This window comes from Pantoea sp. KPR_PJ, from assembly GCF_041386365.1.
Lineage (GTDB): Bacteria > Pseudomonadota > Gammaproteobacteria > Enterobacterales > Enterobacteriaceae > Pantoea.
Map to the genome: position 1 here is coordinate 414,165 of NZ_JABMIK010000001.1, position 16,304 is coordinate 430,468.

17 protein-coding genes and 1 riboswitch are annotated in these 16,304 nt (G+C 56.7%); of the genes, 7 read left to right on the forward strand and 10 right to left on the reverse strand.

Annotated features, from left to right (window positions below; genetic code table 11):
- The first annotated feature begins 187 nt into the window (after nucleotides 1-187).
- The gene (locus HP564_RS01965) at nucleotides 188-346 is read left to right on the forward strand and encodes a hypothetical protein (RefSeq protein WP_158253400.1); all 159 of its coding nucleotides are present in this window, start codon (nucleotides 188-190) and stop codon (nucleotides 344-346) included.
- On the opposite strand, the gene HP564_RS01970 is transcribed toward HP564_RS01965, so the two are convergent.
- The 6 genes from HP564_RS01970 to HP564_RS01995 form a co-directional block, all read right to left on the reverse strand.
- Nucleotides 343-861, reverse strand: coding sequence for an O-acetyl-ADP-ribose deacetylase (locus HP564_RS01970; protein WP_371239660.1), 519 nt, complete (start codon nucleotides 859-861; stop codon nucleotides 343-345). The two genes, HP564_RS01965 and HP564_RS01970, sit on opposite strands and share 4 nt — an antisense overlap.
- A gap of 97 nt (nucleotides 862-958) precedes the next feature.
- A complete protein-coding gene (locus HP564_RS01975) occupies nucleotides 959-1,927 on the reverse strand; it encodes a ThiF family adenylyltransferase (protein ID WP_371239662.1) in 969 nt (322 codons plus the stop codon).
- A gap of 12 nt (nucleotides 1,928-1,939) precedes the next feature.
- Nucleotides 1,940-2,698 carry a thiazole synthase gene (locus HP564_RS01980; RefSeq protein WP_371239664.1) on the reverse strand — a complete coding sequence of 253 codons (759 nt, stop codon included), beginning with the start codon at nucleotides 2,696-2,698 and terminating at the stop codon, nucleotides 1,940-1,942.
- Between the two features lie 2 nt (nucleotides 2,699-2,700).
- Nucleotides 2,701-2,898 (reverse strand): sulfur carrier protein ThiS, encoded by a 198-nt coding sequence (thiS, locus tag HP564_RS01985; RefSeq protein ID WP_371239666.1) that lies wholly within the window; start codon nucleotides 2,896-2,898, stop codon nucleotides 2,701-2,703.
- Nucleotides 2,888-3,823 carry an FAD-dependent oxidoreductase gene (locus HP564_RS01990; protein ID WP_371239668.1) on the reverse strand — a complete coding sequence of 312 codons (936 nt, stop codon included), beginning with the start codon at nucleotides 3,821-3,823 and terminating at the stop codon, nucleotides 2,888-2,890. The genes thiS and HP564_RS01990 overlap by 11 nt, the downstream gene beginning before the upstream one ends.
- Nucleotides 3,824-3,966: 143 nt before the next feature.
- A riboswitch (TPP riboswitch) is annotated at nucleotides 3,967-4,086 on the reverse strand.
- Between the two features lie 45 nt (nucleotides 4,087-4,131).
- The gene (locus HP564_RS01995; protein ID WP_371239670.1) at nucleotides 4,132-4,620 is read right to left on the reverse strand and encodes a hypothetical protein; all 489 of its coding nucleotides are present in this window, start codon (nucleotides 4,618-4,620) and stop codon (nucleotides 4,132-4,134) included.
- 660 nt (nucleotides 4,621-5,280) lie between these two features.
- Here HP564_RS01995 and HP564_RS02000 point away from each other — a divergent pair.
- From HP564_RS02000 to HP564_RS02015, 4 genes are all read left to right on the forward strand, one after another.
- Nucleotides 5,281-6,174, forward strand: a complete 894-nt coding sequence (locus HP564_RS02000; RefSeq protein WP_371239672.1) for an SDR family oxidoreductase — start codon at nucleotides 5,281-5,283, stop codon at nucleotides 6,172-6,174.
- 82 nt (nucleotides 6,175-6,256) lie between these two features.
- Nucleotides 6,257-8,098: a glycoside hydrolase family 15 protein gene (locus HP564_RS02005; RefSeq protein WP_371239674.1), complete on the forward strand. Its 1,842-nt coding sequence runs from the start codon at nucleotides 6,257-6,259 to the stop codon at nucleotides 8,096-8,098.
- A complete protein-coding gene (locus HP564_RS02010; protein ID WP_371239676.1) occupies nucleotides 8,095-8,622 on the forward strand; it encodes a VOC family protein in 528 nt (175 codons plus the stop codon). The genes HP564_RS02005 and HP564_RS02010 overlap by 4 nt, the downstream gene beginning before the upstream one ends.
- A 317-nt stretch (nucleotides 8,623-8,939) precedes the next feature.
- Complete coding sequence (locus HP564_RS02015) at nucleotides 8,940-9,107, forward strand: general stress protein (RefSeq protein WP_371239678.1); 168 nt, start codon at nucleotides 8,940-8,942, stop codon at nucleotides 9,105-9,107.
- A 217-nt stretch (nucleotides 9,108-9,324) separates the two neighbouring features.
- Here HP564_RS02015 and HP564_RS02020 read toward each other — a convergent pair whose 3' ends face one another.
- From HP564_RS02020 to HP564_RS02030, 3 genes are all read right to left on the reverse strand, one after another.
- A complete protein-coding gene (locus HP564_RS02020) occupies nucleotides 9,325-11,304 on the reverse strand; it encodes an autotransporter outer membrane beta-barrel domain-containing protein (RefSeq protein ID WP_371239680.1) in 1,980 nt (659 codons plus the stop codon).
- 226 nt (nucleotides 11,305-11,530) lie between these two features.
- The gene (locus HP564_RS02025) at nucleotides 11,531-11,857 is read right to left on the reverse strand and encodes a gamma-glutamylcyclotransferase (RefSeq protein WP_371239682.1); all 327 of its coding nucleotides are present in this window, start codon (nucleotides 11,855-11,857) and stop codon (nucleotides 11,531-11,533) included.
- 484 nt (nucleotides 11,858-12,341) lie between these two features.
- On the reverse strand, nucleotides 12,342-13,397 hold the full coding sequence (locus HP564_RS02030; protein ID WP_371239684.1) for an NAD(P)-dependent alcohol dehydrogenase: 1,056 nt from the start codon (nucleotides 13,395-13,397) through the stop codon (nucleotides 12,342-12,344).
- Between the two features lie 108 nt (nucleotides 13,398-13,505).
- Here HP564_RS02030 and HP564_RS02035 point away from each other — a divergent pair, with 108 nt between their 5' ends.
- Nucleotides 13,506-13,895, forward strand: coding sequence for a winged helix-turn-helix transcriptional regulator (locus tag HP564_RS02035; protein WP_371239686.1), 390 nt, complete (start codon nucleotides 13,506-13,508; stop codon nucleotides 13,893-13,895).
- 44 nt (nucleotides 13,896-13,939) lie between these two features.
- Here HP564_RS02035 and HP564_RS02040 read toward each other — a convergent pair whose 3' ends face one another.
- Nucleotides 13,940-14,761, reverse strand: coding sequence for a Cof-type HAD-IIB family hydrolase (locus HP564_RS02040; protein WP_371239688.1), 822 nt, complete (start codon nucleotides 14,759-14,761; stop codon nucleotides 13,940-13,942).
- A gap of 244 nt (nucleotides 14,762-15,005) precedes the next feature.
- On the opposite strand from HP564_RS02040, the gene HP564_RS02045 reads away from it, so the two are divergent.
- A complete protein-coding gene (locus HP564_RS02045) occupies nucleotides 15,006-16,268 on the forward strand; it encodes a DUF1479 domain-containing protein (RefSeq protein ID WP_371239689.1) in 1,263 nt (420 codons plus the stop codon).
- Nucleotides 16,269-16,304 lie beyond the last annotated feature (36 nt).

Genomic DNA, 16,304 nt, shown 5'->3' on the forward strand with positions numbered 1-16,304 from the left:
CAGCGTGCGAACGCGGCAGCTCAGCCTGACAGCCAGCAGGATAACGCAATGAGTCAAGGCTGCGACGCAACAGACTCAGCCGGATACAGCGTGTGGCAGGCTGCGCTAAGTTTATGAAAGAAATGTAAACCGGCTATCGTACCCGGCACTGACATGCTAAATACAACGTTTTTATCTGGAGGCTTGCATGTCAGCATATTTACTGGTTTCACTCATGGCGCTGTGTATCGCGCTGGGATTTTTGATTACCGGCGTGAAGCGTCAGCAGAAAAACCTGCTGACGCGTGCGGGTGTCTATGCCGTGGTGGCGGTAGTACTGCTTATTCTTGGCCTGGTGATGAACTAGTTAAGCAGTCCGGCATAAATCTCATAATTTTCCTGGTCAAAGCAGACAAGGGTAACGCACTCCAGCGTGGGGTTATCCGCGAGCGCATCGCGGATCGCTTCCAGTGCGATTTCAGCCGCTCGCTTCTTCGGAAAGCGATAGATGCCGGTGCTGACAGAGGGGAACGCCAGCGTTTTGATACCGTGCTGCTGTGCCAGACGAAAGCAGCTCTGGTATGCTCGCTTCAGCAAGGCCACTTCATTCTGGCTGCCGCCGTTCCACACCGGGCCAACCGTATGGATCACAAAGCGTGCAGGCAGCGTCCCGCCGGTGGTGATTACCGCCTCGCCGGTCTGACAGCCGCCCTGACGATTGCGGATCTTTTTACACTCTTCCAGTATCTCTGGTCCGCCAGCACGATGAATAGCGCCGTCGACGCCTCCTCCGCCCAGTAACGAGCTGTTGGCGGCATTGACAATGGCATCGACGCTGATGGTCGTAATGTCACCCGCCACCAGCTTTATCTTCTCTTGCATCCCGATCTCCTCCGACTTTTCCTTAAGTTTAGCTGCGCAGCGTCAGTCTGAGACGCGCAGGCTATCCCGGCAAAAAGTCACGCTGTCAAACTCGGGTTCATGGCCGGTTTGCCGCGATAATGGCCAGCGCCTCCACCCCGCGCTGGCTCAGCAGCGTCGCCGCCTTCGCCGCACGAATACCGCTGGCGCAGACCAGCACCACGCGTCGACCTGTAGGCGGCTGCCAGCCGCTTATCGCCTCCGGCAACACCCGCTCCACGACGGGTGTAACGCTGTGCGGTGCCTCTTCCAGACTGCGCAGTTCAACGATGCAGTCGTCTGGACGCAGCAGGGCCGTATCAATAAAGGGAATGGCAGGCAGCGCGGGCTCCTCGGCACCATCAAAACGAAATGCGCGGAAGTGCCACTGGACAAAATCGCAGTTCACCAGGCTGCCGAGCGGTGATGGCGTAAATCCCAGCAGGACGCTGAGCGCCATTTGCGCCTGCATCGCGCCCAGCGTCGCAACCGCCGGGCCCATCACGCCAGCGGTGTTGCAGCTGGCTGCCGACGCAGGCAGCTGTGGAAACACCGCGCGGTAGCTGGGTGCCGGACCGCAGAATCCGCCGACATATCCCTGACGACCCAGCACTGATGCGCTGATAAGCGGAACGTTGAGCAGCCTGCACGCGTCAGAAAGCGTATAGGTCACAGCAAAGCTGTCTGCCGCGTCAATGGCAAGATCGATGCCCGCCAGCGCTTCGTTCACCGTGCTGGGGCGCAGCGCCTGCTGACGCGCCTCTACCCGACAGTCGGGATTGCGTTCGCGTAAGGCACGCGCGGCACACAGCGCTTTCGGCTGGCCAACCTCCTCGGTGGTATAGAGCGTCTGGCGATGCAGGTTGTGCAGCGCGACCCTGTCATCATCGAGGATACGCAGCGTGCCGATACCCGCACCGGCCAGCAGGGGCAACAGCGCCGAACCCAGCCCGCCAGCCCCCACCACCAGCACGCGGGCAGCGCTGAGCTGCTGCTGTCCTGCCTCACCGATCTCTGGCAGTCTTTGCTGACGTTGATAACGATTCATGAGCTCACCCCGTTAGCTGAACTGCGCCTGACCAAACACCGGCGTTGAGGCGACGGCCATGTCGCGCCGCTCCATCAGGCCCGCCCGATGAGCCTGCTGCCCCGCACGGATCGCCCCCGCGAACGCGCCCGCCATCCGCACCGGATCCTGTGCCTTCGCGACGGCGGTATTGAGCAAAATGGCGTCAAAACCTAACTCCATCGCCTGCGCCGCCTGGCTCGGTGCACCCAGCCCTGCATCAATGATCAGCGGTACCCCACTGAAACAGGCGCGCATCGTGCGTAACCCCTCAATGTTGCGAAGCCCCTGGCCGGAACCAATTGGCGCTCCCCAGGGCATCAGTACCTCACATCCCGCCTCAAGCAGCTTTTCACCGACCACCAGATCTTCCGTGGTATAGGGGAAAACCTGAAAACCATCGGCGCAGAGAATGCGCGCCGCCTCGACCAGCGCAAAGGGATCGGGCTGTAACGTATCGGCATCGCCAATGACCTCCAGCTTGATCCAGCGAGTATCAAAAAGCTCACGCGCCATATATGCCGTGGTCACAGCCTCCTTAACGCTATGGCAACCTGCCGTATTGGGCAGCACGCGGCGGTTGAGCTGGCTGAGGAGCGTGCGAAATGCACCGCCCTGATTTCCTTCGCGCCGCAGGCTGACGGTAATGATCTCCGCCTCTGCGGCGCAGATCGCCTGGTGCAAAATCTCGGGCGACGGGTATCCGGCGGTGCCGAGCAGCAGGCGCGACTGAGGAACAAAGCCGTAGAACATGGTCAGCCTCCCTGCATAGGCGAAAGCACTTCCAGACGGCATCCCGCCACCAGCCGCTGGCTCTCATACTGCGAGCGCGGCAGAAACTGACCGTTGAAAGCGCTGGCTACGCAGGCAGCGTCTATCTGCCGCTCGTTCAGCAGCGCCGCAACGGTCTGTGCATCGGTATCAATTAACTGGCCGTTGAGTTCAATTTGCATAATGTGACTCCTGACTGAGCAGTTGCATGAGGTGTTGCGCCATGGCGGGCGCAAGCAAAAAGCCATGACGATACATGCCGTTAACGGAAAACACGCCGTCGCGATAGCGAACTTCCGGCACGTTATGCCGATAGGCGGGACGTCGGCCAGTGCCGCTCTCGACAATGCGCGCCTCTGCCAGCGCCGGGTGGATCGTCCAGGCGGCACTAAGCAGCTCCATCATGGCGCGCACGCTAATCGGGCTGGCGTCGTCGCTTTCTACCATGGTCGCGCCGAGCATAAAGTGGCCACTGGCACGCGGCACCAGATAGCAGGGAAAGCGCGGGTGCAGCAGGCGTATGGGACGGGAAAAATGCAGATCGTCACTGTGCAGGATGAGCATTTCGCCGCGCACCGCACGCAGTTCGGGCTGGCGATCGGTGGCATGGATACCGCGACAGTCAATGAGGGTGCCGCTGGGTTTCCCGGCGTGAAAGGCAACGCCTCGCGCTTCAAGAGCAGCGCGTAGCTGACGCAGCGCATCACGCGGATTCAGATGCGCCTCACCGGCAAAGAAGAGGCCACGCGCAAAGCGTCCCGCCAGATCCGGTTCAAGCTCTTCGGGATTGCACCACTGATGCTGGCGCGTCAGCCGGGCGAAGCGCGTCAGCTCTGTTGCATCGCGCGGCGAAGCCAGCACCAGCGTGCCCTGTTGCGCCACACCCTCGACGCGCTGCGACCACCAGCCCGCGGCATGCTGCCCCAGCGCAGTGACCCGTTCCGGCGCGCTCTCCCCTTCGCAGAAGGGCGCAAGCATGCCGCCCGCCCAGTGTGAGGCAGGCATTTCATCACTGACGATCACTTCCAGCGTTTCCCCCTGCTCAGCCAGCAAGGTGGCGACACAGAGCCCGGCGACTCCGCTACCGAGTACCGACCAGCGGCTCATCGTGTATCACCGGCAGAAAAAACAGATTGAAAAAGCGTGCGTTTCACGTTGGCCTCGACGTTGACGACCCGTGATACGTGAAGGGAAAAAGCGTAAGCAGAAGGGATTCGCTCACGCGGCAGGCATCTCAACGCCTTTTCAGGTCAATGGGATACGAGTCTTCCTACGCCAGTATCAACTGGGTCAGGTTCAAAGGGTCGCTACACCGCGCGCTGCGCTATTAGCCTCTCAGTCTCTCTGGCGAGACTCCCCTGACGGCCATTAGTTGTAGGGTAAGTGACTACCCGGCGTCAAGCGTGATGTGTTAATCAGGCGTTAAATCGGTGGCTTCGCCGCGCGTCGTCAGGACGACAGCGGCGGCCCGCTGTCGCTCGCTTAAGGCGGAATAAATGTCGGCAAACGCTACGACAGTTGCGCCAGTCAGCTGAAGTTTCCGGGTAGCACAGGAAGCAGTGCGCTGTAGTCGAAGGAAGCAAGCCGTGGGGCGTCTGTACAGCGTCAGCAAAATGTGTATCAGCCCCCGAGCTGGCTCCCAGCAGCAGACGTTGCTCACCCTGAGGAAGCCGCCAGCCAAAGGGTAGCGTCAGCAGCGAGATGGTGCCTGTCATTGCGAAGAACCAGCAGATAATCTCGCCCGTTTTTTTCTTGCCGCCCAGACAGCGGATCTGGAGCAGCGCGCCTGCGGTATCGGGTGCTGAGAGCCGTGCCAGCAGCACATCCACTGGCGCCACCGACGAGGCAGGCGTGCCGAAGGCCAGAGCGCTAAAGGTGAGGTGCGCGGTAAGCAGGAGGATCATTCCGCAAAACCAGCCATCACCGTCAGACAGCAATCAAGGTGTACTTCCTTCTTGTAGCACCACAGCCGCGAGCAGGACGACAAACAGCAACGCAGAAAAATAATGGCGGTTGCATTGGGCAGCGAGGCGGCAAAGCTGCGGATATACAGCGCCTTATGCCGCTGAGGCGTCTTTTTACAGCCTCACCGAAGAGACTATTTTCTCCCCTGGCCAGGCTAATGCGCTTATCCAGATTATTTCCCGCTTAGCTTATTACCGGAAAAGCGCTCACCCTGCACAGGTAATAAATTGTCACATTCTGCATTATCTGTCACACATGTTAGCCATCATTTTATCCTCGTCTGGTTTACCGACATATTCAGGGCTTAACTAACAGATATTCATGAGGAAAAACCTCTCTGAGAGACAAAATAACCGATTTAATAATATCAAACAAATTCAATATCTTAAATAAAAACCCAGCTATTCATCACACCCGCAGTGAAATAGCGATGGCAAAAAAAAACCTGCCTTCCGCTTTACGCCTGAAAAAGCCGATTATTATTAATCTTTATCCCTGTTGCAGAGGGTTAAATTACCGCCAGGTCAGATGAAATGTGACAAAACTCACATTTGTGCCAGGCTTAATATCACCCGAAAACGAAGTGCAAGGAGCTAAGCATGACTACGCAAAATGATAAAACACTCGTCCCGGTTGAATATTCAAAACCGCCTTTCGCGGAGCAGAAACAGCCTGTTCCAGGTCTTGCCAGCAAAATGGATCCGGTGCCGGATCACGGGGAAACCTCATATCGTGGCACGGGTCGCCTGACCGGTCGCAAAGCGCTAATCACTGGCGGCGACTCCGGTATTGGTCGTGCGGTCGCTATCGCCTATGCCCGTGAAGGGGCAGATGTAGCAATTAACTATCTGCCCGACGAAGAGTCAGACGCGGCTGAAGTCATTAAGCTGATTGAAGCGGCCGGTCGAAAAGCCGTTGCCATCCCGGGCGATATTCGTGATGAAGCCTTTTGCCAGTCACTGGTAAATCAGGCGGTTGAACAGCTGGGCGGTCTGGATATCCTGGTTAACAACGCCGGTCGGCAGCAGTTTAACGAATCGATTCGGACACTCTCTACCGAAGACTTTGACGCCACCTTTAAAACCAACGTCTACGCGATGTTCTGGATCACTAAAGCCGCGGTGGATCACATGCCGCGCGGTGCCGTGATCATTAATACCTCTTCGGTTCAGGCTTATCAGCCCAGCCCTATCCTGCTTGATTATGCGCAGACCAAAGCCTGCATCGTGGCCTTTACCAAATCACTGGCGCAGCAGTTAGGTGAAGAAGGCATTCGCGTCAATGCTGTTGCTCCCGGCCCATACTGGACGCCGCTGCAGGTGTGCGGTGGACAGCCGCAGGAGAAAATTAAAAAGTTCGGCGAAAGCGCTCCGCTGGGCCGTCCAGGCCAGCCGGTAGAAATCGCGCCCCTCTATGTCACCATGGCCTCGAGCGAAAGCAGCTACACGTCAGGCCAGGTCTGGTGCTCTGACGGCGGCACCGGCACGCTGTAAATTTTCTTTCCTGCCAACTGGTCGCCCTGTGCGGCCAGTTTTTTTGTCCACAAACAGTGCGTTTCAGACAAGGATGCTGCTGATGAAAAACGGTGAGTATACCTCGCCCGTTCGCGAGGATGGGTTTGCTGGCCCTGGAGATTATGCGGCCATTGGTGAAGGACGATCGGTCGCGCTGATTGCACCGGATGGTGCGATTGACTGGTGGTGTGCGCCTAATCTCGATTCGCCCCCCTTGTTTGACCGCCTGCTCGATCCCGGCATTGGCGGCTTTTTTGCGCTAACGCCGGTTCAGCCTTACCGCATACAGCGACATTACCGCGATAAGAGCAATGTGCTGGAAACCTGTTTCACCACTGACGAAGGCGAAGTTCGTCTGACCGAATCGCTAAACAGTACGCTCGCCGGGCGTCTGCCCTGGAGTGAACTGGCCCGGCGGGTAGAGGGCGTGCGCGGCAGCGTGACGCTGAAACTGCATCTGCGCTTCGGTACGGTGGCAGAAACGCGCTCGCCCTGGATGAGCAACACAACGCAGGGCAACGTTTTTCATATCGGGGATATTATGGCCATGCTGCGCACCAGCGAGGATGTCATCATCACCCATATGGATGATGAACAGGTTATTGCAGAGCTCACCACGCATGAACATTCCCGTTCGCTGGTGGCGCTGCTGATCACCCAGCGCGAGCCGCTGGCGGTGCCCGACCTTGATGCCATTGATACCCGTATTGAAACCAGCCATGTTGCCTGGCAGGACTGGTGCGATAGCCTGAGCTATGAGGGTGAATATAACGTTCACGTCAAACGCTCTGCCCTGTCGCTGAAGTTTCTCTGGTATTCGCCGACCGGCGCACTGGCTGCGGCAGCAACCACGTCACTGCCAGAGGGCATGGGTGGCGAGAAAAACTATGACTATCGCTACGCGTGGGTGCGTGATGCCTGCCTGATTATCAAATCTTTTGTCTATCTCGGTGCGCTGGAGGACTGCAAAGCCGCTTTTTCATGGCTGTCGCAGACAATCATGCGGCATGGCGTTGAGCTGCAAACCTGCTACACGCTGGAGGGCGACATTGTACCGCCCGAACGCTTTCCCCCGCTGCGTGGTTATAAAGATTCGCTGCCGGTGCGCGTCGGCAATAATGCCCGCGACCAGCGACAGCTGAGCATGTACGGTGACATGCTTGCCACGGCGCAGCTCTTTATTGAAGCGGGTCATATTCTGGATTTAGGCACGTCGCGCCTGCTGGGACAGCTGGCTAACCACTGCGCCGACCGCTGGCGGCTTAAAGACTCCGGCATCTGGGAGTTGCCCGAGCAGCAGCACTATACCCACTCAAAAATGGCCTGCTGGCTCGCTCTCGACCGCGCCGTGGCGATGGCAAAAGCACGTCACATTGAGCCAACCTGGATGGAGCGTTGGGAACGTGAGCGCGATCGCATCAGCGAATGGGTTGAGCAGCATTGCTGGTCGGAGAGCAAGCAGGCTTATCTGTTTTATGCTGGCAGTGAAGGCCAGCTGGACGCATCGCTGGCGCTGGTACACCACTACGGCAGCAAAGTTAATCCTGAACGTATGCGACTCACCTACCGGGCGATTGAACGTGAACTCGGCAATGGGCATGCCATGCTTTATCGCTATAGCGGCGTGGAAAAAGAGGAGAGCACTTTTGTCGCCTGTTCGTTCTGGCTGGCGGAAGCCTGGGCATCAATGGGGGATATCGATCATGCCCGAGCCTGCATGGAGGAGATTCTGGAAACGCTGTGCGATCGCGGCAACGTCGAGATCTTTAACGAGATGTTTGACGTTCGCAGCAAGGAGTGGCGCGGTAATCTGCCGCAGGGTCTCAGTCACCTTGCCTTGATCTGTGCCGCGCAGGCATTGACCTGTCATCAACACAATCAGAAAACCAAAGGGGAAGCATGATGGCGATCAGAGGCATTGAGCATATCGGCATCACCGTCAGTAATATTGAGCAGGCAGAAACCTTCTTTACTCAGGCGCTGGATGCAAGCGTGCTCTACCGCCTTGTCCCATGGCAGGAGAATGAACAGCGGATCGACGGTCGCCAGATGCGACCGCTGAACGGCTTACCGCCGCAGCTAAGCATCGTCGGCCTTTCCATGCTGCGACTAGGCAACGGCTGCAACGTGGAGCTGTTTCAACTGGAGCCGGGCATCGCTGATGATTTAGCCACTATTGGACAGCCGGGCGTTAATCACTTTTCACTCTGCGTCGATGATATTTGTGCTATGGCTGAGAAGCTTAAGGCCCATGGCGCGCGTTTCTATGATGGCCCAAACGACTGTTTTGCGCAGGAAGAAGGCGCGGGCAACCAGACCTGGTTCTGTCTGACCCCCTTTGGCGTACTGATTGAGCTGATCGCCCTGCCCTCCCCTCTGCGCTACGATAGCGAGGCGGTGCAGACGCGCTGGCTTCCCGCTGAGTAACCGGCCAGGTACCGCGCTACAGCGCGGATCTTTTACCAGGAATATTCCTAAACCTCTTTTTCTTACCGGAAAATAAAGGTTCAGACGTACATAAAACCTGTACAGCAATATTATTCCCATACAGGTTTAAACGCTTTTTCTTTTATTATCACCCGGTTCTGCCGCCGGGGTTAATATCATTAAAGGTGACCTTTCTTTTTTACTCCCCCCGCCGTGCCGCTTGCGCAATTTATATCCACCTCTACTCTTTAAAGCGTAAGACGCGCACAGCACCTCAGAAAAGCTGTGTTATTTTCAACTCATGAAGAGGACCCATTATGACTCAACATCGAGGCGGATCAGGTAACTTTGCTGAAGATCGTGAAAGAGCGTCAGAAGCTGGCCGGAAAGGCGGGCAGCACAGCGGGGGTAACTTTAAGAACGACCGCGAAAAGGCCTCTGAAGCGGGCAAAAAAGGCGGACAAAACAGCCGCAGGGGTTCCTGACCCTTTATCTGCATCTCCCCCCTCACGGGTGTAATACCGAGACAGACGGCAGAGTATCGCCGCCATTGTCTGCGCCGGGTCACTCAACCCGGCGCTTATTTATTTGTCATCAGAAAATATTTGTTCTCCTGACGTCTTGCTTATCTGTTTTAATTTCTCAGGTTAACCGTTCGCTGTTCTGATAATATTTATTCCTGCCGCTGCGCATGTCTGGATATTAAAAGGTGGCGTTGACGCCAATATTCCAGCTTAGCTGGCGCCCGTCGCGGTTGCCACCCTCGGCAGATACGCCAGTAAAAGCGCTGATCCGCTCGCCCAGAGGAATAGTCGCCCCCACCGCGACATCAAGCCAGTTAGTATCACGTGCCCCCGTCGTGCGACTAAAAGCGGTGCGGGTTGATTTCAGTCCGGCGGTTACGGTTGAATCGCTGTCGCCAAACTGATGGTTATAGCTCACCTGCGCCCAGGGATTGACGGGCCACTGCTGGCTGTCGATACGCCAGCCCACCGCGCCCGTTTGTGAGTGACGGGTTTGGTCGCTGTAGCGCATCGCGGTGCTGCTGTTGCCCTGCTCGTGATAGCCTCCAGCGCGCCCGTAATCCAGCGCATAGCTGGCAAACGGCCCGGTGGTCAGATGCGTGCTTAGCAACATATCCCAGCCGGCCTGCACGCGCATGCCGAGCAGCTTGCCACCCGTATTTCCCTGCTCGATGCGGGTTGCCGGGCCAATATTTACCGTGCGCTCAATATTATCGAAATCCAGGTCAGCGTAGTGAAGATCGGCATTGACCCATGCCCCATCGCCTGCCTCAAGCTGGCTGTAGAGCGCGATCAGATTGCCGCGCAGGCGGTAATCGTAGTCTGAGGAGGGTGCCTGCCGCTGATTTGTTGTAGAGAAGAGTACGCCAGTCTGCCACTTCTCCGTAATCTGATAGCCCACGCCAAGCGTAAAGCTGGCCGTCGTCGCCTCGCCGTTAAAGTAAGCATCCCCCTTCTCGTCTACGTGCTCGCCTGCATAGCCGCCAAACAGGGAAAACTGCCCTGCGCTGTTCTGCTGATGCCGCTGCTGTTGAAGGTGACCATCCAGCGTATTTTGCATATCACGCGCCATGCGGTAGGGCGCCCGTGAGAGCGCTGCGGCCTGTAAGGGCGCATCCAGTATTGACTGGATATAATCTGCGATAAGGGCATGTACAGCGGGACTGGGATGCAGCCGGTCGGCAAACAGGTAGGACTGATTGCGTGAAAAGCCGGGCGTAGCCGAAGTACAGGCGGCAGCCGATGTGCCCACCGGACACGCCATGCCGACGGTATTTGTCAGGCCGTAGCGCCGGGGATCGGCGATCACTTCACTGAACAGACCGGCAACATCCACACGAACAATATTACCATCCAGCGTCGCCAGCCCGTATTCCTGCTGCTGATTATAGCCTGCCGTCAGCGCGGAGACTACACTGCTCAGCTGCTGCCACGCCTGATAGAGCTGCTCCGCCAGCGCAGCGCGCACGGCAGGAATAGCCGATAGCTGGGTCGCTGCCTGAGCAAAGGCGGTTTGCACCGCCTGCTGGCGTGAGGTGCTGTCAGAGGTGGTGGCGCTGTTAAGTGACTGAAACGCCGCGGCAGTTGCTGCATCAGAAGCGGGGCCTGAGAGGCTCAGCACCGTTTCAATGAGATAGGGTGTTTCTCCAACCTGCGGCGTCGTGGGCACGATCACCGCGCCCGCACCCGCCTCAAGCAGCGTTTTAACCTGCGCGGTGGCGGCGGCAGCGCTCAGGCTGAGGGTTTCCCGGGCGGTAAGCGGGCGCATCGCGGCAGCCGCAATATCATTGCCGCCCACCCAGTGAATATAGAGCCCGTTACTGTCGGCCCGCCCGCCCGTTGCGTTCAGGTAGGCAGCAAGCTGGTTTTCGGTATTGCGTCCGGCATTGAGTTGCGGGCTGGAAACGGCAAATCCCTGGGCATAATTGCTGCCTCCCTGCGAGGAGGCGCGTAAAGATTGCCCCAGCCGCGCAGCCAGAATTTCATCGTAGATCGGACTGGCCTCGCCATCCCAGGTATAGCGGCCAATGTTCCCCCCGTCGCTCAGGCTGTCGCCGAATACCGTGAGGTTATCCCACGCCAGTGCTGAAAGCGGGGAGAGTAAAAGGGTGACGAACAGTACAGTGAACTGTGGATGCGCGCTTTTGCCTGTTTTCATCATCGGCTCCGGAAATCGCCAGCCACTTTCTGACTGGCAAGAGGATGTCGCGGCAAACGGCGTCAGGACGAGCCGCGCCGGTCAGGACAGATAAAGCAATGTGGAAGAAGACGATCAAAAACTAGCCAGAGAGGAGAGATATTGCCAGTTCATAAGCCGGATATTGTCAGGTAATGTGATGCGCATTAACACCGGCTGCCACTCTAATCGAACTGATACCGCCATTTCAGGCTGGCTGGATCTGGTAAACCCAGGCCGTAATCTGCTCGCCCTGCTCCGTGTTCACTGTAACTGGCACGCGGTCGTAGCCTGCTTCAAATTCATCCAGTATTGGCCAGTGTTGTGAGAGCTGGCTGGACTGAAAAATATAGCCCGGAACCGTGGCGCCCTGCTCATCCAGCTGGATTGCCGGAAATCCCGCTGCTGCACCCCAGCCCGATTCATACAGCACGCCTTTTACCGAACCTGCCAGCCATTCTCCTCCGATACTCTCCAGCATATGCGCATTCGAACGGCCCGGGCATAACGTGCCATAGACAAAAAGCTTCTCCATATTTTCCCCCTGAAAAAGAAAACCCGACTTTACCGATGCGGCTCAGCGCTGTCATTAGCCACATCAGCGAAAAGCAGACATCTGTGCAGTAAGAGCGCTGGCGGGTGACTGATTACAGTGAATCTTGTCTCTGCAGACCCGGTCAGCACAAAGAGAAGGCAGGACGCTGCTGATTACAGTGAATGTTTTGCTTTTATTATCCTGCTCAGACATGTGAAAAATGTGACGTTGCTGATTACTGTCAACGTTGCTATAGAGGCGCTTTTTTGCTGAAAGCGAGTCTTTTTGTTTACTCCCTGAGCAATCAGCAGTCACTATTTAACCAACGCAGATCCAGGGTAAAGATTCACTGTAATCAGTAGTCGCCGACCGATAATAGCGGGGCAGCAGGCTTGCTGAGGGGTGCTGTGCGCCAGTAACAGGCTGGCGATTTCAGGCTGAAATGCTGTTAAATCAAGGGGCTTAACGCTAAGCCCCTTTTATATTATCGCGACCAGTGCGTTTTCTGCATATCAATGACGAACCGATACTTCACATCACTTTTCAGCATTCGGGCGAAAGCCAGTTCAATCTCTTCACCGGTTATCATCTCCACATCCGCAGTGATATTGTGCTCGCCACAGAAGTCGAGCATCTCCTGCGTTTCACGGATGCTACCAATAGAGGTGCCGCTAATGCTCAGGCGACGGAATACCACTGGCGTGACGTTAGGTGACGGGTGCGGTTGATCGGGAATGCCGACCAGCACCAGCTTTCCGTTAGTTTTCAGCGTTGCCAGATAGGGATCAAGATTGTGTGGTGCCGCAACACAGTCAAGAATCATATCCAGTGATGTGTGACACGCCGCCATCTGCTCCGCATCACGAGAGACAATGACTCGCGCGGCGCCGAGACGACGCGCATCCTCGCCTTTTTCCGGCGAGGTCGTAAACAGCGTGACCTCTGCACCCAGCGCACTGGCCAGCTTAACGGCCATATGTCCCAGCCCCCCCAGGCCCACGACGCCGACTTTGTCGCCGGGCTGTACGTTATAGTGGCGCAGTGGCGACCAGACGGTTACGCCTGCGCACAACAGCGGTGCGACAGCGCCCAGCGCCAGGTTTTGCGGTACCGAAACAACAAAATGCTGATCGGCTATCACATGCTGAGCGTAACCACCGAATGTGGTGCCGCCAGTATATTTGTCGGTACCATTGTAGGTGGGCGTAAAGCCGGCTTCGCAGTATTGCTCTTCCTGCTGCTGGCAAAAATGACAGTGCCCACAGGCGTCTACCATCACGCCCACACCCACAATGTCGCCCGCGTTAAACCGGGTAACGTTCGCACCCGTGGCCTCGACGCGTCCTACGATTTCATGGCCAGGCACCAGCGGATAGCGGCTGACGCCCCACTCGTTGCGTGCCATATGCAGGTCAGAATGGCAAACGCCACAGTAGAGTATGGCGATCTTAACGTCGTCCGGTTGCAGATCGCGCAGCTCGACCTGACCGACAGTCAGCGGCTGCGACGCCTGTTGTGCGACCAGTGCATTTATTTTCATATCGTCCTCCGGGTGTCTGTCTGCACAGTAAAGAAAGCGGGCCACTATAGACATCTGGATACCTTATTGGTAGTAGTTACCTTTTGGTTACCATGAGGAGAGGGTAATATGCCCGCCTGGATTGACGGCAAGCTGATGTTTTTTGCAGACTCCCCCCCGCGTCGGCTCCTGGAGCTGTTCGCCGTGAAGTGGAGCACGATGGTGCTACACGCGCTCTATCACTGGCCGCATCATCGCGCGCGAACGGGTGAGCTGGAGCGCAGTTTGCAGGGGATTTCCAAGAAAATGCTGGTGCAGACGCTGCGCGAACTGGAGCAGCGCGGACTGGTGTCGCGTCAGGTTTATGAAGTTGTGCCGCCAAAAGTCGAATATGCGCTGACGCCGCTGGGTAAAACCTTTGCTGAGCCTGTAGAGCAGATGTACCAGTGGGGACTGGAGAATCAGGCCGCGCTGGATGAGATGGAGAACCATTTTCGCGCCATGCGGCAGACAGAGTAGAGCAGAGACGTTCCCGGATGCCTGATATCCGGGATGCGCCCCCGTTAAGCAAAGGGGAACTGACGTGAAAGAACGCGGGCGATTACGTTTAGCGCTCCGTCATCGTTATTGCTTTCTGTGCGATAACGCGCCACGGCACGCACCGGCTCTATGGCGTTGGCCATAGAGAAACTAAAGCATGCCTGACGCAGCATTTCCAGATCGTTAGCGCTGTCGCCAATGGCGACCACTTCGCAGTCGCTGATGCCCCATTTTTCCTGAAGCAGCGCGATGCCATGGGCCTTGTGGCAGCCGGGAATGATTAGATCGATGAAGCCGTAGCCGCTGGAAACCGGATGCATGATGTTTTCAATTTCTCCGAGCTGGTTGTGCAGCCGTGCCAGCAGCGCATCAACGCCTTCTTGTGCCAGATTAAGAGAGAATTTAAAAATCGTGTCATCGATGCTGTAAAGATCGTCGCGTTTTTCCAGGCGCGCATAGTGATTCGAGAGTAAATTTATCACCTCATCGGAGGCAGAGGTGTGAATGTAGGCCCCGTTGCGTCCGCACACCACCGTCGTGATGTCGGGCTCTTTCGCCAGAATATCCAGTACCTGATGCACGCGCGCCTGCGTCAGCTCGCCGCAAAAGATCTCTTCGTTACTGTCTGACACCCAGGCACCATTTTCAGCCACAAAAGCGATTTCATCTTTGATATCAGGAAAGTAACGCTGTAGCTGATAATACTGATTGCCACTGGCGACGACAAAGCGAATACCTTTTTCCTTCATCAGCGCATACTGACGCAAAAAGCGCTGCACATTGTATTCCTTGTTATCGTCCAGGAAAGTGCCATCCATATCCACCGCAATCATTTTTACCGCCATTGTCATCTCCTTGCTGAGGCTGTTGTGTCAGGGTTACTGACTTAATAGGTAAAGCTTACCCGCAGTGTGGATTAATGAGAATTCTAATAATAAGAATGTTCAGGGCTTTCGGATCTTTCCTGATGGAGTGTGCAGACGCTCACACAATTTGGGGTTGCGAAAGGCAATTCTGACTGATAAAAATTACGAACGAAACACATTTAATTTACATATGAAGAAATCTTACCTGCACCCGGAGGCTCCTGTGACACAACAGACGCACGCTACGCCGCTGCCGCCAGACATTGACGCCGCCGTAATCCGCTTTAAACAACAGGCCCGTCAGCAGATTGGCGATGTTGGCGCGCTTTTTAATCGCGTATGCCAGCGCATCGAACAAGCCATAGCGGAAGCCAGAGACGAAGAAAAGCAAGATGGCACGGCCTGGCCCGTTGTTACCTTCGGAGAGATCGCGTCAGGCACGGTTTCGAATGAAACGCTGGCGCGAATCAAACGTCGTGGCTGCCTGGTGGTTAAACAGCAGTTTCCACGCGAGCAGGCGCTGGCCTGGGACCAGTCGCTGCTGGATTACCTCGATTTAAACGATTTTGACGCTCAGTATCGAGGCCCGGGCGACAATTTCTTTGGCAGCCTGGAAGCCTCTCGCCCGGAAATTTTTCCGGTCTACTGGTCACAGGCGCAGATGCAGGCGCGCCAGAGCGACGCCATCAATCAGGTACAGTCATTTCTTAACCGGCTGTGGCGCTTCTCTTCTGATGGCAAGCAGTGGTTCGATCCAGACGTCAGCATCATCTACCCGGACCGCATCCGCCGCCGTCCACCGGGCACCACCTCAAAAGGTCTGGGCGCTCACACCGATTCGGGGGCGCTTGAGCGCTGGCTTCTGCCTGCTTATCAGCAGGTTTTTGCCAGCGTTTTTCAGGGAAATATAGAGGATTACGATCCCTGGAACGCGGCCTGGCGAACGGAAGTGAATGAGTATGACGTGCCCAATACCACAAAATGTTCCGCGTTTCGGACCTTTCAGGGCTGGACGGCGCTGTCAGATATGATCGCCGGCCAGGGGCTATTGCATGTTGTTCCCGCCCCCGAAGCCATGGCTTACGTACTGCTGCGGCCACTGCTTGATGATGTGCCGGAAAATGAGCTCTGCGGCGTCGCGCCGGGTAAAGTGTTGCCCATCAGTGAGAAGTGGCATCCGCATCTGATCCATGGCCTCTGTTCAATCCCGGCGCTGGAAGCGGGTGATTCAGTCTGGTGGCATTGCGACGTCATCCATTCGGTCGCACCGGTGCAGAATCAGCAGGGCTGGGGCAATGTGATGTATATTCCCGCTGCGCCCCTGTGTGAAAAAAACCGGCTCTGTGCCCGTCAGGTCGCAGAAGCGCTGGCGCACGGCCGGTCGCCCGCCGATTTTCCGCCAGAAGATTATGAAACGGGCTGGCGCGATCGTTTTACGCTAGAGGATCTTAACGCTAACGGTCGGCGCGCGCTTGATCTGTCCTGATAACCCCGTCGCCGCGCAGCGTCACCTGCGCGGCCC

Coding starts and splice junctions, on each gene's coding strand:
- HP564_RS02040 (WP_371239688.1), bottom strand. CDS start 14,761: ATGGCGGTAAAAATGATTGCGGTGGATATGGATGGCACTTTCCTGGAC.
- HP564_RS02025 (WP_371239682.1), bottom strand. CDS start 11,857: ATGGAGAAGCTTTTTGTCTATGGCACGTTATGCCCGGGCCGTTCGAAT.
- HP564_RS02020 (WP_371239680.1), bottom strand. CDS start 11,304: ATGAAAACAGGCAAAAGCGCGCATCCACAGTTCACTGTACTGTTCGTC.
- HP564_RS02015 (WP_371239678.1), top strand. CDS start 8,940: ATGACTCAACATCGAGGCGGATCAGGTAACTTTGCTGAAGATCGTGAA.
- HP564_RS01965 (WP_158253400.1), top strand. CDS start 188: ATGTCAGCATATTTACTGGTTTCACTCATGGCGCTGTGTATCGCGCTG.
- HP564_RS01975 (WP_371239662.1), bottom strand. CDS start 1,927: ATGAATCGTTATCAACGTCAGCAAAGACTGCCAGAGATCGGTGAGGCA.
- HP564_RS02030 (WP_371239684.1), bottom strand. CDS start 13,397: ATGAAAATAAATGCACTGGTCGCACAACAGGCGTCGCAGCCGCTGACT.
- HP564_RS01990 (WP_371239668.1), bottom strand. CDS start 3,823: ATGAGCCGCTGGTCGGTACTCGGTAGCGGAGTCGCCGGGCTCTGTGTC.
- HP564_RS01980 (WP_371239664.1), bottom strand. CDS start 2,698: ATGTTCTACGGCTTTGTTCCTCAGTCGCGCCTGCTGCTCGGCACCGCC.
- HP564_RS02005 (WP_371239674.1), top strand. CDS start 6,257: ATGAAAAACGGTGAGTATACCTCGCCCGTTCGCGAGGATGGGTTTGCT.
- HP564_RS02000 (WP_371239672.1), top strand. CDS start 5,281: ATGACTACGCAAAATGATAAAACACTCGTCCCGGTTGAATATTCAAAA.
- thiS (WP_371239666.1), bottom strand. CDS start 2,898: ATGCAAATTGAACTCAACGGCCAGTTAATTGATACCGATGCACAGACC.
- HP564_RS02035 (WP_371239686.1), top strand. CDS start 13,506: ATGCCCGCCTGGATTGACGGCAAGCTGATGTTTTTTGCAGACTCCCCC.
- HP564_RS01970 (WP_371239660.1), bottom strand. CDS start 861: ATGCAAGAGAAGATAAAGCTGGTGGCGGGTGACATTACGACCATCAGC.
- HP564_RS01995 (WP_371239670.1), bottom strand. CDS start 4,620: ATGATCCTCCTGCTTACCGCGCACCTCACCTTTAGCGCTCTGGCCTTC.
- HP564_RS02010 (WP_371239676.1), top strand. CDS start 8,095: ATGATGGCGATCAGAGGCATTGAGCATATCGGCATCACCGTCAGTAAT.